We start from the raw sequence: 21,960 nt of genomic DNA, 5'->3' as shown, positions 1-21,960 counted from the left end.
GTCAGGAGCCGGCGCGGGCGGGTCGGGGGGCGTCGGTGATGACGGCGTCGGTGAGACGGTCGTGCAGGCCGCGGCGGTGCCCGTCCATGAGCAGGGCGGGTACGACCAGCGCAAGCAGCATGCCGCGCAGCAGCGCCCGGAGCGGACCGATCCGGCCGCCGTCCGACCAGGCGAGGCAGCGGATCCGGGTGAGGTACATGCCGGGGGTCTGGACGAAGAAGCCGAGGAAGAAGGCATACTCGAGGATCAGCACCACCACCGGCGGCCAGCCGTCCCGGGACGGGTTGGCGAAGAGGCCGGAGATCAGCAGGCAGAGCACCCAGTCGATGATCAGCGCGCCGAACCGGCGGCCGAGGCTGGGGGGTGTGAACGTGGGATCCGTGGCGGGCGGCACCACGGTGGCGGTAGTGGTCACAGCGGTCAAGGGTAGTCATGCCGTCGGCGGAGCCGTTGGCGCCGTGATGAGCAGGGGTGTCGGTCACCACCCGGGTACGGCCGGTTCGGCACCTGCCGGAGAATCGGGCATAGCCCTTCAGACAGGGCTACTCGGGCACAGAGCGCACCGCCTGAAGGGCGGTTGGCGGTGGCTCAGCGGGGTAGATGACGCTCCGCGAGGGACGTAACACGGCGGAAACAGAGGAGACACGGCCGAGCAACCCCACCGCCATACGGTCGCCAGGAGCCAGCCACCGGAGTGACCCTGCCAGGAGGAACACGTGTTCGCCAATCCCGAGGAACTCCTGCGATACCTCAAGAACGAGGACGTGAAGTTCGTCGACGTACGTTTCTGTGACCTGCCCGGCGTGATGCAGCACTTCAACCTGCCGGTCGAGTCCTTCGACGACAGCGTCTTCACCGACGGCCTCGCGTTCGACGGCTCGTCGATCCGCGGCTTCCAGGCGATCCACGAGTCGGACATGCTCCTGCTCCCGGACGTCGCGACCGCCTTCATCGACCCGTTCCGCGCGCAGAAGACCGTCGCGCTCAACTTCTTCATCCACGACCCGTTCACCCGGGAGGCCTACTCCCGCGACCCGCGGAACGTGGCCAAGAAGGCCGAGGCCTACCTGGCCGCGAGCGGCATCGCCGACACCGCATACTTCGGCGCCGAGGCCGAGTTCTACATCTTCGACTCGATCCGCCACGAGACGTCCGCGAACCGGTCGTTCTACTACATCGACTCGATCGAGGGTGCCTGGAACTCCGGCCGCGAGGAGGAGGGCGGCAACCGGGGCTACAAGACCGCGTACAAGGGCGGTTACTTCCCGGTGCCGCCGGTCGACCACTTCGCCGACCTGCGCGACAGCATCGTCCGCCGGCTGGTGGACAACGGCTTCACCGTGGAGCGCTCGCACCACGAGGTCGGCACCGCCGGCCAGTCGGAGATCAACTACCGGTTCTCCACCCTGCTGCACGCCGGTGACCAGCTCCAGCTCTTCAAGTACATCGTGAAGAACGAGGTCTGGGCCAACGGCAGGACGGCCACCTTCATGCCGAAGCCGCTCTTCGGTGACAACGGCTCCGGCATGCACACCCACCAGAGCCTCTGGCTCAACGGTGAGCCGCTGTTCTACGACGAGACCGGGTACGCCGGCCTCTCCGACACCGCCCGCTGGTACATCGGCGGCCTGCTGCACCACGCGCCGTCGCTGCTGGCCTTCACCAACCCGACGGTCAACTCGTTCCGTCGCCTGGTGCCGGGCTTCGAGGCGCCGGTCAACCTGGTCTACTCGCAGCGCAACCGCTCCGCCTGCACGCGTATCCCGGTCACCGGCAGCAACGCGAAGGCCAAGCGGGTCGAGTTCCGGGTGCCGGACCCGTCCAGCAACCCCTACCTGGCTTTCTCGGCAATGCTGATGGCCGGCCTGGACGGCATCAAGAACAAGACCGAGCCGCCGGCGCCGATCGACAAGGACCTGTACGACCTGCCGCCGGAGGAGTGGGGCGACGTCAAGCAGGTCCCGGGCTCGCTGCCGGAGGTGCTCGACGCGCTGGAGGCCGACCACGACTACCTGCTCGACGGCGGCGTGTTCACGCCGGACCTGATCTCGACCTGGGTGGACTGGAAGCGGACCAACGAGGTCGACCCGGTGCGCCTGCGCCCGACCCCGCACGAGTTCGCCATGTACTTCGACTGCTGAGCGCACGCTCCAGCAGCACCGGCCGGGCCGGCTCCGCAACAGCGGGGCCGGCCCGGCCGTTCCGTGCCCCGGCCGTTCCGTGCCCCGGCCGTTCCGTGCCCCGGCCGTTCCGTGCCCCGGCCGTTCCGTGCCCCCGGCCGTTCCGTGCCACCGGTCCGCCCTGATCCACTCCAGCTGCCGCAATCGGCGGTGTCGAGCGCCGCGGTGACCACAACCTGCCGCAACCCGAGTCGATCAAGACAGGCCGAAGGTGGTCGAAGGCTGGCCGAAGGCAGGTCGGGCGGGTACGTCAGCGCGGGCGTCGGGCCCGGGCGGCTCGGACCGCCCGGACCACGACCAGCACGACGAGCGCGGTCATCAGAATCGCGCCCGGCGCCTTGGTGAACCGGGCCAGGTTTGCGCCGTCGGGCAGGGTGAGGCAGGACGCCACCGCGCTGGGCGCCACGAACCACACCGTCCGGGTCACCGACACCGTCGCCACCGCCAGCATCGCCAACGGCCAGGTCGCGTACCAGGGGTGGAAGACCGGGGCGAGCAGCACCGTGGCGGCCAGCGCCAGGCCCACCCCGGCCAGGATGATCCGGGGCCGGGCCACGGCCAGCCGGCGCACCCGCTGCCGGACGTCGTTCAGCCGGCGCAGCGCCGTCCAGGACCGCCACCAGAGCGCCGCCAGCAGCACCGCGAGCACCGCCAGCGCGACCAGCCGGACCACCGGCACGGCGTGCGGCTCCCGGCCGAACAGTTCGCCCGTGTAGTCGATGACGAAACCCACCGCGGTCGGCGGCGAGGTCCACTGCTGCGACTCGCCGCTGCGGGCCACGCCACCCACCCAACCCAGCCCCAGCCCGGTAACCAGCGAGGTGACCACCAGCACCGCCACCACTCCCCCGGCCAGCCAGCCGCCGTCGCGCAGCAGGGCCCGCACGGTGTAGCGGCCCAGCACGGCGGCGAGCGCGGCGAACGGGAGCACCACCACCACGATGGCCTTCACGGTCACCGCCAGCCCCAGCAGCACCCCGGCCAGCAGCAGCGCCCGCGGCCTGCCGGGCCGGCGCACCAGCACCAGCAGGCCGAACAGGAGCAGCCCGAGCCCGACCGCGTCGTTGTGCGCGCCGGCCACCAGATGCACCCCGACGAGCGGGCAGGCCAGCGCCAGCCAGGCCGCCCGCCGGGTCGGCACACCGGCCGCCCGGGCCAGCCCGGGCACGCAGAGCGCGGCCAGCAGCACCCCGGCCACCGCGATCACCCGCAGCAGCACGAGCGTCCCGGTCAGGCCACCCCCGAGCAGCACCGCCAGGCCTGCCAGCAGGACGAAGAACGGCCCGTACGGCGCCGGGGTGTCCCGCCAGATCGGCGACACCGTGTCGGTCCAGGGGCAGCCGGCGGCGGCCACCCCCACCCGGTACGGATCGACGCCGTGCGTCCAGGACCAGCCCTGGCAGGCGTACGAGTAGACGTCGCGGCTGCCCATCGGCGGCGCGACCAGCAGCGGCAGCAGCCAGAGCCCGGCGGTCAGGTACGCCCACCGGGCCGACGGGGCGCCCCAGCGCAGCGACCACCAGGCCCAGACCAGCAGGGCGGTGCCGGCCAGCCAGCAGCCGAGGACCGCCGGCCCGTGCGGGGCCCGCCAGATGTCGAGGAGTTCGCTGTTGGCGGGGGCACCGGGCAGCGCCCCGCCCAGCCAGGCGGCGACGGACAGCAGCACGGCACCGGCGAGGCCGGCATAGCGGGCGACGGCGGCGGCGACGGGCTGGACGGGCCCGTCGCGCTCACTCACCGGCGTTTTCTCCTCAGTCGGCCGACGCCTCGGCGGGAACCGGATTCCGGGCCGCCCGAGCCGACCGTACCAACCAGACCGTGACCACGATCACCAACAGCGTCATCAGGGGGGCGCCCGGCATTTTGGTCCACCGGGGCAGGCCGGTTCCGTCCGGCAGGATCAGGAACGACCCGACGACGGCTACCACGATGTACCACTTCTCCCGAAGTGCGGCGGTCGCGGCGAGGACGGCCAACGGCCAGAGCCAGTACCAGGGGTGCACCACCGGGGAGAGCGCCACGGTCAGGGCCAGCGCCAGCCCCGCGTGGTAGAGCGGGTTTCGGTGCCGGGCCCGCCACCAGAGCCAGACCAGCAGCACGGCCAGCAGCACCACCGCGATCCCCCGGGTCACCGGGAGCGCGTCGATGTGCGCGCCGAAGAGCACCGCGACATATCCGACGGTCTGGCCGACCGCGGTCGGCGGGGAGGTCCAGGCGACCGCGGCTCCGCCCTGCGACAGGCCGCCGACCCAGCCGAAGTCGAGGCCGCCGCCGAAGGTCACCGCGACCACGACCGCGACGGCACCGCCGACCACCCACCCGCCGTCGCGCACCAGCGTCCGGATCCGGTACGGCCCGACGATCGCCGCCAGCGCCGCGAACGGCACCACGACGAGGGCGGTCACCTTGATCGCCACGGCCACGCCGAGCAGCGCCCCGCCGGCCAGCAGCGGGCCGGGCCGGCCCGGCCGGGAGGCCACCACGGCCAGCCCGGCGACCAGAGCCCCGACCATCAGGGCGTCGTTGTGCGGGCCACCGATCAGGTGCATGCCGACCAGCGGGCAGGCCACGGCCAGCCACACCGCCCGCTCGGCCGGTACGCCGCACCGCCGGGCCAGCACCGGCACGGCGTACGCGGTGAGCGCCACGCCGGCCAGGCTGAGCAGGCGGAACGCCACGATGCTGGCGGTCAGCGAGCCGGTCGCCTTGACCACCGCGCCGGCGAGCACCACGAAAAGTGGGCCGTACGGCGCCGGGGTGTCCCGCCAGATGTACGAGACGGTGTCCAGCCACGGGCAGGGCAGGGCCGACACCCCCTGCTCGTACGGGCTGATTCCGGCGGCGTAGCTGGCGCCCTGGCAGGCGTACGCGTACACGTCCCGGCTGCCGAACGGCGGCGCGACCAGCAGCGGCAGCAGCCACAGCCCGGCGGTCACCAACGCCCAGCGGACCGACGGCACCCGGTCCCGCAGCGACCACCAGGCCCACGCCAGCAGCGCGGTGCCGACCAGCCAGCTACTGATGATCAACGGCCCGTGCGGACCCTGCCAGATGCCGACCGGGGTGGGGCGCAGGTTGCCGTGCGGGAAGGCGCCGCCGAGGAAGGTGGCCACGGCGAGCAGCACCGAGCCCGCCAGGCCGGTCCAGCGCGAGAGGTGGTGAGACACCCCGCCATGCTGCCAGCCGGGCCGGGCGGGACCGACGGTGGGCACCGGACCGGGTGAGGTGTTCAGCAGTGGTTCGCCGGCGCGAGCCCGCTGGCGATCGCGTATTCACCCGGGGCACCCACCCGGACCTCGGTCCAGCCGTCCGGCCCCGGTCGCAGGCACCCGTCCGCCCCGTCGAGGGAGAGCCAGCGCGACCACCGGACCCGGACCGGCACGGTCCCGGCCTGGTCGGTGGTGAACCGCACCCGGGCCTGGTCGGCGGCCACCAGCCGGCCCGGCGCACCGACCAGCGGTGTCGGGTCGACCACCGCGTACAGCCGCCAGTCGGCGTTCCGCCACACCTCGCGCAGGTAGGGCTGGCCGGCGAGGACCAGCTCGGCCTCGGCCCGCCCCCACCGGTCCGGTGGGGTGTCGGGTGCGACCGCGACGTACTGGACCGCCTCCCGGCGGAGCCAGTCCGCGTAGGAGTCGGCGGTCGGCCCGTCCGCGTAGAAGAGGGCGTTACGGTCGGTGTCCACCTGCCGTTCCCAGCCCCGCGCCAGCGGCACGGTCGGTGGCAGGTACGCCGATTCCCAGTGGTCCCGCAGCGGCACCACCTCGACCCGGCCGACCGGCTGCCGGCGGGCCAGTTCGTCGGCGAGCGGGCGGTGGAACGAGGCCGCACTCTCCGCCGAGCCCGCGCGGGTCACGTCGCTGACCATCACCGGGTTCTGCCACCAGACGGTGGCGGCGAGCAGTCCGGCCAGCCACGGGCCGGGCAGCCGGGCGTACCCGGCGAGCACCGGCAGCGCGAACAGCATCGACAGCCGCAGCGCGTTGGAACCGATCGGGCTGGGCAGGTAGAAGGCGGCGACCAGCAGCAGCACGGTCAGCGCCGAGCCGATCCGCAGCGCCCGGCACCGTCGGGGCACGACGGCGAACACCAGCACGGCCAGCGCCACGTTGATCTTCATCGACTCGGCCGAGTACGGCTGGGTGCCGCCGTTGCCGAACAGCACGGCCATCGGGACGAGCGCGAACGCCGGCGCCAGACAGAGCACCAGGCTCTCGGCCAGCGGGCGGTCCACCCGCCAGCCGCCCGGCAGCGACCGTCCCGGGCCTTCGCCGCGGCGCAGCACGGCCAGTAGCAGCGCCGCACCGGCCAGGCCGGTGAAGAGCCCGGCCACCGGGCTGGCCCAGGTGGCGGCCGCGCCGAGCAGGGCGGCCAGGGTCAGCCGCGCCGGCCGGCCCGGCCGGCCGGCGCCGACCGCGCAGAGCGCGAGCAGCCCGAACGCGAGGCCGACGGCGAAGGTGATCCGGCCGCTGGCCAGGTTGCCGACCAGCACCACCGCGCCGAGCACCCCGGCGAGGACCGGCCGGCGGGCCCGGTGCCGGACGAAGAGCCAGCCCAGGGCCGCGGCGCCCAGTACGGCGGCGACCACGCCCAGCGGGCGCACCCCGAGCCACGCGCCCAGCCGGGCGGTGAACAGGCTGTAGCCGTACTGGTTCACCCCGCCGTACCAGCCGAGGTCGATCGGCGCACCGCCGTGGCGGGCGACGAACCCGGCCCGGGCGACCTGGGCGGCCAGGTCGGTGCCCATCGGCGGGGCGAGCAGGAACGCCACGCCGAGCAGCAGCGCCACGCCGGCCGCCAGCGCCGTGGCTGGCGGCCGGGTCAACAGGGGACCCCTGCTGTGCGGGAGGCGATAAGAGGGGGCCCTTCCTTGCACGTCAGTCATTGAAGACTCGCTGCATGGCGGCGCGGGAGCGGCGGGCGGTGCGCAAGTATTCGTCCAGGAACTCGCCGGGGTCGTCGCGGCCGAGCAGGCGGACCACCCCGGCCAGCTCCACCCCGTGCCGGGGCAGCTGGTCCCCGGCCCGGCCGCGGACCAGCATCAGCGCGTTGCGGACCTGCGCCGCGAGGGTCCAGCCGGCGGCCATCTCCGCCGCGTCGTCCGCCTCGACCAGGCCGGCGTCGCGGGCGGCGGCGAGGGCGTCGAGGGTACGCGTGCCGCGCAGCTCGGCACGCCGGCCGGCGTGCCGGAGCTGGAGCAGCTGCACCGCCCACTCGACGTCGGCCAGGCCGCCCCGGCCCAGCTTGGTGTGGGTGGCCGGGTCGGCGCCCCGGGGCAGCCGCTCGGTCTCCACCCGGGCCTTGATCCGGCGGATCTCGACCACCTGTTCGCGGGTCAGCCCGTCGGCCGGGTAGCGGATCGGGTCGATCATCGCCTCGAACTCGGCGCCCAGGTCGGCGTCCCCGCACACGAACCGGGCCCGCAGCAGCGCCTGCGCCTCCCACACCTTCGACCAGCGGGCGTAGTAGTGGGCGTACGCGGCCAGGCTGCGTACCAGCGGGCCCTGCCGGCCCTCCGGGCGCAGGTCGGCGTCGACCCCGAGCGGCGGGTCGGGGGCCGGCGCGGCGAGCAGCCGGCGCAGTTCCTCGGCGATCGCTCGGGCCGCGACGCTGGCCGCCGACTCGTCCGCGCCGGACGGCGGGTCGTAGACGAAGAGCACGTCGGCGTCGGAGAGGTAGTTGGACTCGTATCCGCCGAGCCGGCCCATGCCGATCACCGCGAAGCGCAGTCCCGGCGGCGCCGGCTGGGCGGCGCGGGCGGCCCGCAGCGTGGCGGCCAGGGTGGCGTCGGCCACGTCGGAGAGGGCGGTGCCGACGGTGGCGACGTCGGCGAGGCCGGGCCCGGCCCGCCCGTCCGGCTCCGCGCGGCCCGGGGTGGGGGCGAGCGCGCCGGCCCGACTCAGCACGTCGGCGCAGGCGAGGCGGACCAGCTCCCGGCGGCGTAGGGCGCGTACCGCCCGGACCGCCTCGACCGGGTCGCCGTGCCGGGCGGCCGCGGCGGCGAAGCCCTCGCCGAGCACCTCGCGGCTACGCGGGGTCAGCTCGGTGTCCTCGGCCAGCAGCCGCAGCGCCTCCGGTTCGCGGGCCAGCAGGTCGGCGGCGTACCGGGAGGAGGAGAGCACCCGGGCCAGCCGGCGGGCGACCGGGCCGGAGTCCCGGAGCAGCCGCAGATACCAGGGGGTGCTGCCGAGCTTGTCGGAGACCTGCCGGTAGTTGAGCAGCCCCCGGTCCGGTTCCGGCGCGTCGGCGAACTCGCTGAGCAGCACCGGCAGCAGGGTGCGCTGGATCGCGGCGGTCCGGCTCACCCCGCCGGTGAGGGCCTGGAGGTGGCGCAGCGCCCCGGCCGGGTCGGCGAAGCCGAGGATCTCCAGCCGGTGCCGGGCCGCCTCCGGGGTCAGGCGCAGGCCCTCGGCGGGCACCTGGGCCACCGACTCCAGCAGCGGCCGGTAGAGCAGTTTCGCGTGCAGCCGGCGTACCTCGGTGGCGTGGGTGACCCACTCGGCGCGGAACTCCTCGACGGCGCTGCGGCCCGGGCTGGCCGCGTAGCCGAGCGCGGCGGCCAGCCAGCGCAGCGCGGCCGGCTCGGCCGGCACCGTGTGGGTCCGGCGCAGGCCCTGGAGCTGGAGCCGGTGCTCGACGCCGCGCAGGAAGCGGTAGCCGAGCAGCAGCGCCTCCCCGTCGGCCCGGCCGACGTAGCCGCCGGCGACCAGCGCGCGCAGCGCGGGGATCGTCCCCGGCGCCCGCAGCGACTCGTCGCCCCGGCCGTGCACGAGCTGAAGCAGCTGGACCGCGAACTCGATGTCGCGCAGCCCGCCCGGACCGCGCTTGATCTCGCGTTCCAGCTCCTTCGGCGGGATGTTGTCGATGATCTTCCGGCGCATCGCGCGGACGTCCTCGACCGCCTCCGGCCGTTCCGCGGCGGTCCACACCAGCGGCGCGAGCGCCTCGATCCACTCCCGGGCGAGGTCCAGGTCGCCGGCCGCCGGCCGGGCCTTGAGCAACGCCTGGAACTCCCACGTCCGGGCCCAGCGGCGGTAGTAGGCGAGGTGGCTGGCGAGGGTACGCACCAGCGGCCCCCGGCTGCCCTCCGGCCGCAACGCGGCGTCGACCGGCCAGGCGACCAGCCCGCAGACGTGGATCAGCCGGGTGGCGACCTGGGTCGCGGCGGCCAGGTCGTCGTCGGAGGCGGCGACGAAGATGACATCCACGTCCGAGACGTAGTTCAGCTCCTCGCCGCCGCACTTGCCCATCGCCACCACGGCCAGCCGGGGCCGGGGCGTGCCCTCCGGCAGCTCGTCGACGGCGATCCCGTACGCGGCGGCAAGGGTGGCGTCGGCGAGCTCGGAGAGCGCCGCCATGGTCTGTTCCAGCCCGCGTCCGCCGGTCAGGTCCGCCGCCGCGATGCGCAGCAGCGCCAGCCGGTACGCCTGCCGCAGCACCGGCACCGGGCCGGTGGCGCCGGCCAGCCGGGCGGCGGCGGCCAGGTCGAGGCGGCCGTCGGCGGACGGCGCGAGCCCGTCCGAACCGGTGGCCAGCACCACCCACTGGCCGGGGTTGGCCACCAGGTGGTCGCCGAGCGCCGCGGACGCGCCGAGCACCGCGACCAGGCGCCGGCGCAGCCCCGGGTCGGCGGCCAGGGCGTCCAGCACCGCCGGCTGCTCCGTGGTACGGCGCTCCGCCTCGACGAGGCGATGCAGCTGGCGCAGCGCCAGGTCCGGATCGGCGGCCCGGGAGAGGGCGGCCAGCAGCTCGCCGGCCCGCTCGTCGGTGGGCTCCTGGACGTCCGGCCGCCACAGCCGGAGCCCGTCCGGGCCGAGCAGGTCGACCGCCCGCGCCCGGCCGTCGCCCTCGGCGAAGCCGTACCGGGCGAGGCGTCCCCTGCTCGGACGGGTCATCGTCACTGCCCCAGCAGGGGCAGGCTGCGGCGGGGTGCGTCGTCGTCCAGTTCGCCGAGGGCGAGGGCGGCGAACCGGATCGCGAACGGCTGCCACACCTCCTCGACGTCGGCCATCATCCGGTCGCAGGCGGCCACCACCAGCTCCGGGTCGTAGTCCAGCTCGGCGAGGAGCGTCGAGTCGCGGGCCCAGTCGGCGATCATCGCGGTGTCGCACTCGATGTGGAACTGCAGCCCCCAGGCCCGGTCGCCGAGGCGGAACGCCTGGTGCGGGTAGCGGGTGGAGGCGGCGAGCAGGGTGGCCCCGTGCGGCAGCTCGGTGATCTCGTCGGTGTGCCACTGGAACACGTCCGGCATCAGCGGCACGTACCGGAAGAGCGGGTCGTGGTCGGCGGCGTCCCGCTTGCCGACCACGGCTGGCCCGACCTCCGGCCCGGACGGGCTCCGCTCGACCTGCCCGGCGTGCGCGCCGGCCAGCAGCTGCGCCCCGAGGCAGACCCCGAGGGTCGGGATCCGCTGCCGGACCGCCTTGCGCAGCAGCCCCTCCAGGGCCGGGAACCAGGGCGCGCCGGGGCTGCCGTCGGGCAGTGGGTACGCCTGCTGCTCGCCGCCGAGCACCACCAGCGCGGCGTACCCGTCGAGGTCGGCGGGGAGCTGGTCGCCGGCGTGCGGGCGCAGCACCCGAAGGTCAATGCCCCCCTCGGTGAGCCACTCCCCCAGTCGGCGGAGGTCGTCGGTCGGGTCGTTCTCGATCACCAGCGCGGTCGCCACGACGTCGAGGCTATCCGGTGGCCGGCGGGCGGCCCGGAACGGCTCGGCGGGTGCTCACTAGGCTGCCGTTGTGGCCATCGACGACTGCCTGCGCCCACCGGTCCTGCGCCCCGGCGACACGGTGATGCTGGTGTCGCCCTCCGGCCCGACCCGGCCCGAGCGGGTGGCCCGCGGCATCGAGCTGCTGACCGGCTGGGGGCTGCGCCCGGTGCTGGCCCCGAACGGGTACGCCCGCCAGGGCTACCTGGCCGGCGGCGACGAGCTGCGGGCCGCCGACCTGAACACCGCCTTCGCCGACCCGGAGGTACGCGGGGTGATCTGCACCCGGGGCGGCTACGGCGCGCAGCGGGTGGTGGACCTGGTCGACATGGACGTGGTCCGCCGGGATCCGAAGGTGGTGGCCGGCTTCTCCGACATCACCGCGCTGCAGTTCGCGCTCTGGCGGGGCGCCCGGCTGGCCGCCGTGCACGGTCCGGGGGCGGCGTGGCTGGACGACCGCACCCCGCCCCGCTCGGCGGAGTCCCTGCACGCCGCGCTGATGACCACCGAACCGGTCACGGTCGCCGCCGTCGAGGCGGAGGAGACATTTCCGGTACGGGTGCCCGGCCGGGCGGCGGGCCGGCTGCTCGGCGGCAACCTCTGCCTGATCACGGCCTCGATCGGCACCCCGGACATGCCGGACCTGACCGGGGCGGTGCTGCTCGTCGAGGAGGTGCAGGAGCCGCCGTACAAGATCGACCGGATGCTCACCCAGCTGCGCCGCTGCGGCGCGCTGGCCGGGGTCGCCGGGGTGGCGGTGGGCCAGTTCACGGACTGTGCGGACGGCTGGGACACCACCGTCGCCGACGTGCTGACCGAGCGCCTGGGCGACCTCAGGGTGCCGGTCCTCGGCGGTCTGCCGGTCGGTCACGGCGTCGGCCAGCTCACCGTCCCGGTCGGCACCCCGGCCGTCCTGGACGCGGACGCCGGCACCCTGACCGTCTCCCCCGCCGTCCGCTGACGGCTGGGGTGTGGCCACCGCACCTGGTTTGTCCGTATCTTGGACCCGGATTTTCAGCGCGTTGACAGGTCCGCCACGGGTTGCCTCCAGTTCAGCCCGTCACTGTCGGTCACGTCAACGCACACCACCGGAACTGGAGAACCGCATGATCCGCAAGATGTCGAGGAAGAACATGCTGGTCGGCCTGGCCGCCGCCGGGGTGCTCGGCGTGGGGATCGCTGCCCCCACGGTGGCACTCGCCGACAACAAGAGCCCGGCCCCCAGCGCGAGCGCGAGCACGGACCAGGGGACCGACCGCCAGCAGAAGCAGGCCGACCGGCAGAACAAGTTCGCCGAGGAGCTCGCCAAGGAGCTGGGCGTGCCGACCGACAAGGTCACCGCCGCGCTGGAGAAGCTCAAGGAGCAGCACAAGGGCGACCGGCCGGAGCGGCCGGCGAACAAGGACCGCCAGGAGAAGATGAAGGAGCGCCAGGCCGACCGGCAGGCGCAGCTCAAGGAGCGGCTGGACCAGGCCGTCAAGGACGGCAAGCTGACCCAGGAGCAGGCCGACGCGGTGCTGAAGGCCGTCGAGGCCGGCGTCTTCCCGGGCCCGGGTGCCCGCGCCCACCACGGCGGGTGGGACCGGAACGGCAAGTGATCCGGGTGGCCCCGCCGTCCCCTCACCGGCCGCATCTCCCTCCTGGCCGGCACCCCTGAACGGCGGGGCCACTCCTGCCTCACACGCCCGGTAGCGCCGGGCGTCGCGGAACCACGGATTCGGGTGCGGTTGTTGTCGTCACGGCGGCAACAACCGCACCCGAACGCGTACCGGGCCCCGCAACGGGCACCCGGCCTCGGAAGTCACGCCGTGGTGGGTGCCGGGGTGAAGACGCCCAGGCGGTTCCCGGACGGGTCGAGCAGGTGCGCGTAGGTCAGGCCGGTCGGCGCGGCCCGCAGCGGCACCAGGATCTTGCCTCCGGCCGCCTCGGCCCGCCGGCAGGCCTCCGCCACGTCCGCCACCTCCGCGTAGAAGATCGCGTAGTTCGGCGAGTCGCCGCCGGTGGCCCGGATCGCGCCACCGACCCCCGCCTCCCCGCCGGCCGCCGTCTGCCGGTACGACGCCCCCGGCGCACCCTGCTCCTCGAAGATCCAGCCGAACAGGTCGGCGTAGAACCGCTCGGCCTCCTCCGGCCGGTCGGAGCCGATCTCGAACCAGTTGACGGGCGTGCTGGACATGCTGTCTCCCTCTCCGCGCCGGCCGGTCGGCCGACGCCGTCAGGAGTCAGCCTCGGGGCCCTCCGCGACACCGTCCTGTCGGTGTTTCCCGGCGGCCTGGCCCACATTCCCGATCCCGTGCAGCCACCGCACCAGGTCGGGGTGCCGCCTCCCGTATCTGGAGACGATCGCGCTGTCGGGTTTCAGACCAGACTGAGCGGGCGCACCCGCTCGTGCGGGATGTCGAGGTCGGCGGGGCACAACTCCCTGGTCACCGTCTCGGCCAGCGGGTGGACCGAACGGATCCGGTCGGTGCGGAAGCAGCGCAGCCCGTCCCGCAGCCGGCACCAGGCCAACAGATACCAGTGCCGGGCGTTGCCCAGGTAGCCGAGCGGCTCCACGTCGCGCGTCGAGCCCGTGCCGGCGCGGTCCGCGTACGTCAGGCGCAGCACCCGCCCGGCGGCGACCGCGTCGGCGACGGCGGCCGGGACGGGCGTGGCCGGCCCGTCGCCGATCAGGTGCACCCGGTCGGCGAGGCGGTGCGCCTCGGCGACGGCGGCGGCCGGCATCACGGCGACCAGCTTGCGCAGCGCCGCGCCGGCGGCGGCCGCGAATGGCGTGCCGCGGAGGCCGCGCAGCGCGAGGGCCATCGCCACCGCCTCGCCCGGAGTCAGGTTGACCGGCGGCAGGGTAAGCGCCCGGTCGATCACGTAACCGCCGGTGCGCCCCATCTCGGCCCAGATCGGCACCCCGGCACCCTGGAGGGCGGCGATGTCCCGCTCGACGGTCCGGGCGCTGACCTCGAAGCGCTGGGCCAGCCAGCGGGCGCTGCGCGGGCGCGGCGACACCGCCCGCAACTCCTCCACCAGTGCGTAGAGACGGTCCGTCCGGTTCACCCCGCGAAGCTATGCCCGGGGTACGACACGGTCAGAGCGACAGGTAGTGCTGCCGCTCGTACGGGGTGACCTCGCGGCGGTACTGCTCCCACTCGGCCCGCTTGTTGCGCAGGAAGAAGTCGAAGACGTGCTCGCCGAGGATCTCGGCGACCAGTTCCGAGCCGGACATCACGTCGATCGCCTCGGCCAGGTTCTCCGGCAGCGCCTCGTACCCCATCGCGCGGCGCTCGGCGCTGCTCAGCGACCAGACGTCGTCCTCGGCACCCGGGGGCAGTTCGTACCCCTCCTCGATGCCCTTCAGGCCGGCGCCGAGCATGACCGCGAAGGCCAGGTACGGGTTCGTCGCCGAGTCCAGCGAACGCACCTCCACCCGGGCCGAGTTCGGCTTGCCGTACGCCGGAACCCGGACCAGCGCGGACCGGTTCAGGTGACCCCAGCAGACGTACGCGGGGCTCTCGGTGATCCGGTCGGGCAACGCCAGCGGGAAGAGCCGCTTGTACGAGTTGACCCACTGGTTGGTGACCGCCGTGTACTCCCGGGCGTGGGTGAGCAGCCCGGCGATGAACGACCTGGCCACCTTGGACAGCTTCATCGGGTCGCCGGCGTCGTGGAACGCGTTGCGCTCCCCCTCGAACAGCGACAGGTGGGTGTGCATGCCACTGCCCGGCTGGTCGGTGAACGGCTTCGGCATGAAGCTGGCCTGCACGCCGGTGGAGAGCGCCACCTCCTTGACCACGTGCCGGAAGGTCATGATGTTGTCGGCGGTGGTGAGCGCGTCGGCGTAGCGCAGGTCGATCTCCTGCTGGCCGGGGGCCACCTCGTGGTGGCTGAACTCGACCGAGATGCCGATCCGCTCCAGCGCGAGCACGGCCTGCCGGCGGAAGTCGCGGGCCACCGCGTGGGTGGTGTGCTCGAAGTAGCCGCCGGTGTCGACCGGGATCGGCACCGAGCCGTCCTGAGCGCCGTTCTCCAGCAGAAAGAACTCGATCTCGGGATGGGTGTAGAAGGTGAAGCCCTTCTCCGCCGCCCGGGACAGCGCCCGGCGCAGCACGTGCCGCGGGTCGGCCCAGGACGGGCTGCCGTCGGGGAGCAGGATGTCGCAGAACATCCGGGCGCTCTCCCCGCTCACCCCGCCCTCGAAGGGGAAGACCTGGAAGGTGGTGGGGTCGGGCATGGCCACCATGTCGGACTCGAAGACCCGGGCGAAACCCTCGATCGCCGAGCCGTCGAAGCCGATGCCCTCGTCGAAGGCCGCCTCCAGCTCCGCCGGGGCCACCGACACGCTCTTCAGCGTGCCGAGCACGTCGGTGAACCACAGCCGGACGAACCGGATGTCCCGCTCTTCCAGCGTACGGAGGACGAACTCCTGCTGACGGTCCACTTCCACACCTCGCGACACGTACGTCCGGCATCGGTCAGGCCGGTCCGGCCTGACCGCCCAGTCTCCACCGGCCTGGTTACGCCGACGTTACGCGACCACCTGGCGTACGTCCCGCCGTGTCCCGCGCGTGGGGACGCCGCCGGGCACGGTCTCCCCGCCCGGCCGGTTCGAAGCGGCCCGCTGGGGCAGGATTGGGGGCATGCCCACCCTGCGTCTCGCCCTGTGCCAGGTCGACCCGACCGTCGGCGACCTCGCCGGCAACGCCGATCTGGTCCGCTCCTGGTCCCGCAGGGCCGCCGAGGCCGGCGCCCAGCTCGCCCTCTTTCCGGAGCTGATGCTGACCGGGTACCCGGTCGAGGATCTGGTCTTCCGCCGCTCCTTCGTCGCCGCGTCGCAGGCCGCGCTGGAGCGGCTCGCCGCCGACCTGGCCGCCGACGGGCTCGGCGAGCTGCCCGTCCTGGTCGGCTACCTGGACGCGGACGGCCCGCCGCAGGTCAGCTCCGACGCCGAGCCGGGCCGGGGCGCCCGCAACGCCGCCGCGCTGCTGCACCGCGGCGGGGTGGTGGCCCGATACTTCAAGCACCACCTGCCCAACTACGGCGTGTTCGACGAGGACCGCTACTTCGTCTCCGGCAACACGCTGAACGTGGTGCGGATCGGCGGGGTGGACGTCGCGCTGACCATCTGCGAGGACCTCTGGCAGGCCGGTGGCCCGTTCGCGGTGGCCCGGCAGGCCGGCGTCGGGCTGGTGCTCAACATCAACGGTTCGCCGTACGAGCTGAACAAGGACGACATCCGGCTGCCGCTGGTCCGCCGCCGGGCCGCGGAGGCCGGCGCGACCATCGCGTACGTGAACATGGTCGGCGGCCAGGACGAGCTGGTCTACGACGGCGACTCGATGATCGTCGGCGCGGACGGCACCCTGCTGGCCCGGGCCCCGCAGTTCGTCGAGCACCTGCTGCTGCACGACGTCGAGCTGCCGGCGGCGCGGGAGCCGGCCGGCGGCGCCGAGGAACTGGCCGACGAGATGCGGGTGGTCCGGGCCGAGGTCGGCGGCGTGCCGCCGGCCCCGGGCGGGGCAGCCGCGGTCGGCGGGATCGTCGAGCCGGTCGCCGACGAGGCGGAGCTGTGGCAGGCGCTGGTGCTGGGCCTGCGCGACTACGTCAACAAGAACCGGTTCCCGTCGGTGGTGCTCGGCCTCTCCGGCGGCATCGACTCGGCGGTGGCGGCGGCCATCTCGGTGGACGCGCTCGGTCCGGACCGGGTGGTCGGGGTGTCGATGCCCAGCCAGCACTCCTCCGAGCATTCCCGGGCCGACGCCGAGGACCTGGCCAAGCGGACCGGCCTGGACTACCGGATCCAGCCGATCCAGCCGATGGTGGACGCCTTCCTGGCCAACATGTCGCTCTCCGGTGTGGCCGTGGAGAACCTCCAGGCCCGGGTCCGCGGCGTGCTCCTGATGGCGCTGTCGAACCAGGAGAGCCACCTGGTCCTCACCACCGGCAACAAGAGCGAGCTGGCCGTCGGCTACTCCACCCTCTACGGCGACTCGGTCGGCGGCTACAACCCGGTCAAGGACGTCTGGAAGACGCTGATCTGGCGGCTGGCCAGGTGGCGCAACGCCGACGCCGAACGCCGCGGCGAGACCCCGCCGATCCCGGAGAACTCGATCGGCAAGCCGCCGTCGGCGGAGCTGAGCCCCGGGCAACTCGACAGCGACAGCCTGCCCGACTACGACGTCCTCGACCCGATCCTGATCGGCTACGTCGACGGCGACCTGGGCCGGGAGGGCCTGGTCGCGTCCGGCCACGACCCGGCCGTCGTGGACCGGGTGCTGCGGATGGTGGATACCGCCGAGTACAAGCGGCGGCAGTCCGCCCCCGGCACGAAGATCTCGATGAAGGCGTTCGGGCGGGACCGCCGCCTGCCGATCACCAACCGCTGGCGCGACCACGGCTGACATCGCCCCCTACCGCGAGTGACATCTTCCACTCCGCTCTGCCGCCGGCCGGTCGTCCGGTGCGACGATCGCGACGGAACCCGGGGACCGCGAACGCGGCCTCGAGGAAGGAGAGAGTCATGGTGGAGTCCACCCCGACCGAGGTGACCGCCCTCTACGGCGGGCCGGCCACCCGACGGGTACGCACCCGCGACCTGATCGCCGCCAAGGAGCGCGGCGAGCGGTGGGCGATGCTCACCTCGTACGACCAGTACACCGCCTCGATCTTCGACCAGGCGGGGATCCCGGTGCTGCTGGTCGGCGACTCGGCGGCGAACAACGTCTTCGGCTACGAGACCACCCTGCCGGTGACCGCCGAGGAGTTGCTGCCCCTGGTCCGCGCGGTGGTGCGGGCGACCCGGCAGTCACTGATCGTCGGCGACCTGCCCTTCGGCTCGTACGAGGAGGGGCCGACGCAGGCGCTGCGGACCGCGGTGCGGTTCATGAAGGAGGGCGGCTGTCACGCGGTGAAGCTGGAGGGCGGCCGGCGCTGCGCCGCGCAGGTCGAGGCGATCGTCGGGGCCGGCATCCCGGTGATGGCGCACATCGGTTTCACTCCGCAGAGCGAGCACACCCTGGGCGGCTACCGGGTGCAGGGCCGGGGCGACACGGCCGAGGAGGTGCTCGCCGACGCGCGGGCGGTGGCCGAGGCGGGCGCCTTCGCGGTGGTGCTGGAGATGGTGCCGGGTGAGGTGGCCAAGCGGATCACCGCCGAGCTGCGCATCCCCACCGTCGGCATCGGCGCCGGTGGGGAGACCGACGCTCAGGTGCTGGTCTGGCAGGACATGGCCGGGCTGCGCGCCGGCAGGATGCCCCGCTTCGTCAAGCGTTACGCCGACCTGGCCGGCGCTCTCACCGACGCCACCCGCCGGTTCGCCGACGAGGTACGCGACGGCGAGTTCCCGACTGCCGAGCACACCTTCTAACCGGCGACCGCCGCGGATCCTGGTAGGAACCGGTCCCTGGATGGGCTGTTTCCTGCCAGGATCGCGGCTGGGCCCGGTCAGAGGTCGGTGACGCGGATGCCGGCGTGGGCCTTGTAGCGCTTGTTGATGGCAATCAGGTTCGCGGTGAACGCCTCGATCTGGTGGGCGTTGCGCAGCCGGCCGGCGTAGATGCCGCGCATGCCGGGGATCCGGGCGGCGAGCGCGGCGACCACCCCGACCAGTTCCCGGTCCTCGGTGCAGATCAGCACGTCCAGGTCGATCCGGTCGATCTCCGGGTCGGCCAGCAGCGGCGCGCTGACATGGTTGAACGCGGCGCAGACCCGGGAATCGGGCAGCAGCCCGGCGGCCTGCTGCACCGCGCTGCCCTCGGCGACGGGCAGCGGATAGGGGCCCTGCTTGTCGAAGCCCAGCGGGTTGACACAGTCGACCACGATCTTGCCGGCGAGCGGCTCGGCCAGGGCGCTGACGGTGGCGGCGTGCCCGTCCCAGGGCACCGCGATGATCACCACGTCGCTGCGGCGGGCCACCTCGTCGTTCGCCGCGCCGGACACCGCCGTGCCGGCCGCGACGCCGGGCAGCGCGGCGATCTCCGCGGCGACCTGCGCCGCCCGGTCGGCGGAGCGGGACCCGATCAGCACGGTCTGCCCGGCCCGGGCGAACCGGTAGGCGAGCCCCCGCCCCTGGTCACCGGTGCCCCCGATGATCCCGACAGTCAGCCCCGATACGTCCGGCAGTGCGCTCGCGTCATACCCCATGCCCCCATCCTCCCAAACCACCCCCGCGCCTCCGGCGTCAGGCGCGTTCGAAGAGGACCTTGCGGTGGGTGGGGTCGGCCGAGACCAGGCGGACCGGGACGCGCTCGCCGAGGGGCAGTTCGCCGTGGCAGCGGGCGCGGACCGGCGGCTGGTCCAAAGCGATCGTGCCGCCGGGGCGGCGGGGCGGCTTGCCGTTGGCCGACGGGCGAACCGGGCCGGTGTTGTCCCCGGGCTGTCGGGGCAGCTCGGCGGTCGGGCGGGGGGTGTCCACGTCCAGCACGGCCGCCTCGAACGTCTCCCCCACCCGGTGCTCCAACAGCACCGCCTCGGCCAGTTCGACCGCGCCCCGGGTCGCCGCCGACGCCGTCCGGTCGGTGCTCGTCATCACCTCCGGCAGCCTCGGCAACGCGGCGCGGGCCCAGTCGGGCACCTCCCGGCCGTCGTGCAGGGCCAGGCAGACCTCGGTCGCGTACCGGTCGGCCAGCCGGCGCAGCGGCGCCGTGACGTGGGCGTACGCGGCAGCCACCCCGCCGTGCGCGGGTTGCTCGGGCAACTGCCCGTCGAAGGCGGTGTACGCGGCCCCGCGCATCAGCTCGGCCGCCTGGTCGATGAAGGCCGCCGCCCGGGGCTGCGAGGCGTCCAGCCCGGCCAGCACCTCACCGACCGACATCCCCGCCGGCCAGTGCACGCCGAGCGGCCCGGCGGCCAGCCGCAGCCGGTCGACCGCCTCCGGCTTCGGCGCGGGCATGGTACGCAGCAGCCCGATCCGGCCGGCGAGCATGATGTCGGCCGCCGCCATCCCGGACAGCAGGGAGATCTGCGCGTTGTGCTCCTCCATCGCCCCGGGTCCGCGCAGCACCAGCCGCCAGCCGTCGCCGTCCGGCTCGACGTCCTGCTCGGGCAGGGGCAGGTTGACCGCGCCCCGGCGCAACCCCCGCGCGGTGAGCAGGGCGCCGATCTCGGGCAGCAGGGCGATCGGCTCGGGCAGCCGGCCGGCGTCGGCGGCGACCTGCACTCCGGCGTAGTCGAGCTTGGCCCGGCTGCGGACCCGGGCGCGTTCCACTGCGACGCCGACCGTCCCGCCGTCGGCGTCGAGGTCGATGGTCCACAGCACGGCCGCCCGCTCGGCGTCGGGCAGCAGGCTGGCCGCCCCCTCGCTGAGGGTGTGCGGATGCAACGGCACGTTGCCGTCGGGCAGATAGACGGTCTGCCCCCGGCGCCAGGTCTCCTCCTCCAGCGCCCCACCGGGGTGTACGTGGGTGGCGACGTCGGCGATCGCGTACCGGACCCGGAAACCGCCACCGGGACGGCGGGCGAGATGCATCGCCTGGTCGAGGTCGCGCGAGGCCGCCGGGTCGAGGGTGACGAAGGGGACGTCGGTCCGGTCGGCGACGGCCGGCAGCGGTGCGGCGGCCGACTCCTCGGCCTCGTGCTGCGCCGCGGCCGGGAAGCTCTCGGGCAGTCCCAGCTCGCGGCGCAGCGCGCCGAAGTCGATGCGGGGCGCCAGTACGCGTCGGATCACCACAGCGCCAATCCTGACAGTGCGGCGCACCATCCGCCTACCAGTAGACGGCTCCAGGTCGCCGCAAGGCGGTGTGCGCGGCGAGTTGGAGTGTCAGCGGGGCATCGACCAGCGGCGTACCCGGGGTCAGCCGGTGGTCCTGCGGGTGCTCGCCGGCTTGGCCGTCGAGCGGCCCGCGACGACCCTCGTGCCGGCCGGCTTCCGCGCGGCGGTGAGCCGCTTGTGCGTACCGGTCGAGGTGCTCGTCCTGGCCTCGATGCCGCTCACCGACGACGCCGCGGAGGTCGCCTTCCGGCCCGCCGCCGCCTTGCGCGCGGTGGTCGAGGAGGTACCGGTCGTCTTCTTCGCCGGAGCCTTCTTCGCCGGAGCCTTTCGGGCACTCCCGGCCGGGCGGGTCCCGGCGGCCTTCGCGGCGGTGGTCTTCTTCGCGGGAGCCTTCTTCGCCGCCGCGGTCTTCGTCGCCGCCGCGGTCTTCGTCGCCGCCGTGGCCTTCTTCGCCGGAGCCCGCTTGGCCGCCGTGGTCTTCTTCGCGGCGGCCTTCTTCACCGCCGGGCCGGTCTTCTTCGCCCCGGCGGTGGTCTTCTTCGCCGGAGCCCGCTTCGCCGGCGTGGTCTTCTTCACCGCGGCCGTGGTCTTCCTCGCGGGAGCCTTCTTCGCCGCCGCGGTCTTCTTCGCCGCCGCCGTCGTGGTCCGCTTCGCGGGAGCTTCCTTCGCCGCCGCCGTGGTCCGCTTCGCGGGTGCCTTCTTCGCCGCCGTCGTGGCCGTCCCGGCGGCGGCCCGCTTCGCCGTCGTCTTCCTGGCGGCGGCCTTGGTGGCGGCCGTCTGCGCGGCGGCCCTGCTGGCGGGGGCCTTCTTCGCGGCTGTCTTGGTGGCCGGCGCCTTCTTCGCGGCTGTCTTCGTCGCCGGCGCCTTCTTCGCGGCGGTCTTCGTGGCCGGGGCCGTCTTCGCGATCGCCTTCCGCGCCGCCGACACGACCTTCTTGGCGGCCGCCTTCTTCGCGACCGCCTTCTTCGCCGGCACCCGACCGGCACCGGCCCCCGAGGCGTTCGGCGACGCCTTCGTGACCGTGGTCGTGCTGGCCGCGCCGGTGGTCCGGCCGGCCGCGCTGGTCTGCTTCCGGGTCCTGGCGGCGGCGGCCGGGCGCTTGGTGGCCTGCTGTGCTTCGGCCATCTCGGTTCCCTCCTTGGGAACGTGCTGCCGCCGTCGCGGAGCACGAGTACCTCGACGCGGGCCGTCCCGCGCCGTCTACCTGCCCTCCCCGGCCCAACGGGCGTCCTCGGCATCCCACGCTTCGTTGCGCTCCCGCACCTGCTGCAGGGCGTTCTCCGCGTCGGCGGCTGAGGCGTACGGTCCGAGAACGTGCTTCGCAGGGCACACGTCGGCATCGGTCTCGACCCGGTGGTGTCGCGTGCACCAGTAGT

Annotated in this window: 17 protein-coding genes; 6 read left to right on the top strand and 11 right to left on the bottom strand. The window is 74.1% G+C overall.

The annotated features are described in order from the left end of the window. Position 1: 1 nt before the first annotated feature. Entirely contained in the window at positions 2 to 415 is a 414-nt protein-coding gene (locus ACIRG9_RS08600) for an RDD family protein (protein ID WP_402852256.1), read from the bottom strand. A gap of 301 nt (positions 416 to 716) precedes the next feature. Between ACIRG9_RS08600 and glnA (ACIRG9_RS08595) the strand changes: the two genes are divergently transcribed. Next, positions 717 to 2,141: a type I glutamate--ammonia ligase gene (gene glnA, locus ACIRG9_RS08595; protein WP_402852253.1), complete on the top strand. Its 1,425-nt coding sequence runs from the start codon at positions 717 to 719 to the stop codon at positions 2,139 to 2,141. Positions 2,142 to 2,430: 289 nt separating this feature from the next. On the opposite strand, the gene mptB (ACIRG9_RS08590) is transcribed toward glnA (ACIRG9_RS08595), so the two are convergent. The 5 genes from mptB (ACIRG9_RS08590) to ACIRG9_RS08570 form a co-directional block, all read right to left on the bottom strand. Continuing rightward, positions 2,431 to 3,918 (bottom strand): polyprenol phosphomannose-dependent alpha 1,6 mannosyltransferase MptB, encoded by a 1,488-nt coding sequence (mptB, locus tag ACIRG9_RS08590; protein WP_402852250.1) that lies wholly within the window; start codon positions 3,916 to 3,918, stop codon positions 2,431 to 2,433. A 13-nt stretch (positions 3,919 to 3,931) separates the two neighbouring features. Beyond that, on the bottom strand, positions 3,932 to 5,347 hold the full coding sequence (mptB, locus tag ACIRG9_RS08585; protein WP_402852247.1) for a polyprenol phosphomannose-dependent alpha 1,6 mannosyltransferase MptB: 1,416 nt from the start codon (positions 5,345 to 5,347) through the stop codon (positions 3,932 to 3,934). A gap of 62 nt (positions 5,348 to 5,409) precedes the next feature. Continuing rightward, positions 5,410 to 7,005 (bottom strand): hypothetical protein, encoded by a 1,596-nt coding sequence (locus tag ACIRG9_RS08580; RefSeq protein WP_402852244.1) that lies wholly within the window; start codon positions 7,003 to 7,005, stop codon positions 5,410 to 5,412. 52 nt (positions 7,006 to 7,057) lie between these two features. After that, the gene (locus tag ACIRG9_RS08575) at positions 7,058 to 10,075 is read right to left on the bottom strand and encodes a bifunctional [glutamine synthetase] adenylyltransferase/[glutamine synthetase]-adenylyl-L-tyrosine phosphorylase (protein ID WP_402852241.1); all 3,018 of its coding nucleotides are present in this window, start codon (positions 10,073 to 10,075) and stop codon (positions 7,058 to 7,060) included. Between the two features lie 2 nt (positions 10,076 to 10,077). Next, positions 10,078 to 10,845, bottom strand: coding sequence for a type 1 glutamine amidotransferase (locus tag ACIRG9_RS08570; protein ID WP_402852238.1), 768 nt, complete (start codon positions 10,843 to 10,845; stop codon positions 10,078 to 10,080). Positions 10,846 to 10,969: 124 nt separating this feature from the next. Between ACIRG9_RS08570 and ACIRG9_RS08565 the strand changes: the two genes are divergently transcribed. Both ACIRG9_RS08565 and ACIRG9_RS08560 read left to right on the top strand, forming a co-directional pair. Then, entirely contained in the window at positions 10,970 to 11,845 is an 876-nt protein-coding gene (locus tag ACIRG9_RS08565) for an LD-carboxypeptidase (protein ID WP_402853030.1), read from the top strand. 145 nt (positions 11,846 to 11,990) lie between these two features. Next, the gene (locus ACIRG9_RS08560) at positions 11,991 to 12,482 is read left to right on the top strand and encodes a hypothetical protein (RefSeq protein WP_402852235.1); all 492 of its coding nucleotides are present in this window, start codon (positions 11,991 to 11,993) and stop codon (positions 12,480 to 12,482) included. A gap of 203 nt (positions 12,483 to 12,685) precedes the next feature. On the opposite strand, the gene ACIRG9_RS08555 is transcribed toward ACIRG9_RS08560, so the two are convergent. The 3 genes from ACIRG9_RS08555 to glnA (ACIRG9_RS08545) form a co-directional block, all read right to left on the bottom strand. After that, complete coding sequence (locus ACIRG9_RS08555) at positions 12,686 to 13,060, bottom strand: VOC family protein (RefSeq protein WP_402852233.1); 375 nt, start codon at positions 13,058 to 13,060, stop codon at positions 12,686 to 12,688. A 182-nt stretch (positions 13,061 to 13,242) separates the two neighbouring features. Next, on the bottom strand, positions 13,243 to 13,935 hold the full coding sequence (locus tag ACIRG9_RS08550; protein ID WP_402852230.1) for a helix-turn-helix transcriptional regulator: 693 nt from the start codon (positions 13,933 to 13,935) through the stop codon (positions 13,243 to 13,245). Between the two features lie 31 nt (positions 13,936 to 13,966). Continuing rightward, complete coding sequence (gene glnA, locus ACIRG9_RS08545) at positions 13,967 to 15,316, bottom strand: type I glutamate--ammonia ligase (protein WP_402852227.1); 1,350 nt, start codon at positions 15,314 to 15,316, stop codon at positions 13,967 to 13,969. 199 nt (positions 15,317 to 15,515) lie between these two features. On the opposite strand from glnA (ACIRG9_RS08545), the gene ACIRG9_RS08540 reads away from it, so the two are divergent. Together ACIRG9_RS08540 and panB are read left to right on the top strand one after the other, a co-directional pair. After that, entirely contained in the window at positions 15,516 to 17,276 is a 1,761-nt protein-coding gene (locus ACIRG9_RS08540) for an NAD+ synthase (RefSeq protein WP_402852224.1), read from the top strand. A gap of 119 nt (positions 17,277 to 17,395) precedes the next feature. Further along, entirely contained in the window at positions 17,396 to 18,241 is an 846-nt protein-coding gene (panB, locus tag ACIRG9_RS08535; protein WP_402852221.1) for a 3-methyl-2-oxobutanoate hydroxymethyltransferase, read from the top strand. 77 nt (positions 18,242 to 18,318) lie between these two features. Here the strand turns inward: panB and npdG are convergent, their stop codons facing one another. Together npdG and ACIRG9_RS08525 are read right to left on the bottom strand one after the other, a co-directional pair. Continuing rightward, the gene (npdG, locus tag ACIRG9_RS08530) at positions 18,319 to 19,017 is read right to left on the bottom strand and encodes an NADPH-dependent F420 reductase (RefSeq protein WP_402852219.1); all 699 of its coding nucleotides are present in this window, start codon (positions 19,015 to 19,017) and stop codon (positions 18,319 to 18,321) included. A 37-nt stretch (positions 19,018 to 19,054) separates the two neighbouring features. After that, complete coding sequence (locus tag ACIRG9_RS08525; RefSeq protein ID WP_402852216.1) at positions 19,055 to 20,542, bottom strand: RNB domain-containing ribonuclease; 1,488 nt, start codon at positions 20,540 to 20,542, stop codon at positions 19,055 to 19,057. 70 nt (positions 20,543 to 20,612) lie between these two features. Here ACIRG9_RS08525 and ACIRG9_RS08520 point away from each other — a divergent pair, with 70 nt between their 5' ends. After that, positions 20,613 to 21,959, top strand: coding sequence for a hypothetical protein (locus ACIRG9_RS08520; protein ID WP_402852213.1), 1,347 nt, complete (start codon positions 20,613 to 20,615; stop codon positions 21,957 to 21,959). Position 21,960 lies beyond the last annotated feature (1 nt).

Origin of the sequence: Micromonospora sp. NPDC093277, assembly GCF_044765245.1 — a bacterium.
GTDB lineage: Bacteria > Actinomycetota > Actinomycetes > Mycobacteriales > Micromonosporaceae > Micromonospora.
This window is presented reverse-complemented; position numbering and strand designations above follow the sequence as displayed.

Bases quoted from the DNA above. Each gene is read 5' to 3' on its own strand.
- panB (WP_402852221.1), top strand. From the start codon at position 17,396: ATGGTGGAGTCCACCCCGACCGAGGTGACCGCCCTCTACGGCGGGCCG.
- ACIRG9_RS08540 (WP_402852224.1), top strand. From the start codon at position 15,516: ATGCCCACCCTGCGTCTCGCCCTGTGCCAGGTCGACCCGACCGTCGGC.
- ACIRG9_RS08565 (WP_402853030.1), top strand. From the start codon at position 10,970: ATGCTGGTGTCGCCCTCCGGCCCGACCCGGCCCGAGCGGGTGGCCCGC.
- ACIRG9_RS08555 (WP_402852233.1), bottom strand. From the start codon at position 13,060: ATGTCCAGCACGCCCGTCAACTGGTTCGAGATCGGCTCCGACCGGCCG.
- npdG (WP_402852219.1), bottom strand. From the start codon at position 19,017: ATGGGGTATGACGCGAGCGCACTGCCGGACGTATCGGGGCTGACTGTC.
- ACIRG9_RS08575 (WP_402852241.1), bottom strand. From the start codon at position 10,075: ATGACCCGTCCGAGCAGGGGACGCCTCGCCCGGTACGGCTTCGCCGAG.
- ACIRG9_RS08560 (WP_402852235.1), top strand. From the start codon at position 11,991: ATGATCCGCAAGATGTCGAGGAAGAACATGCTGGTCGGCCTGGCCGCC.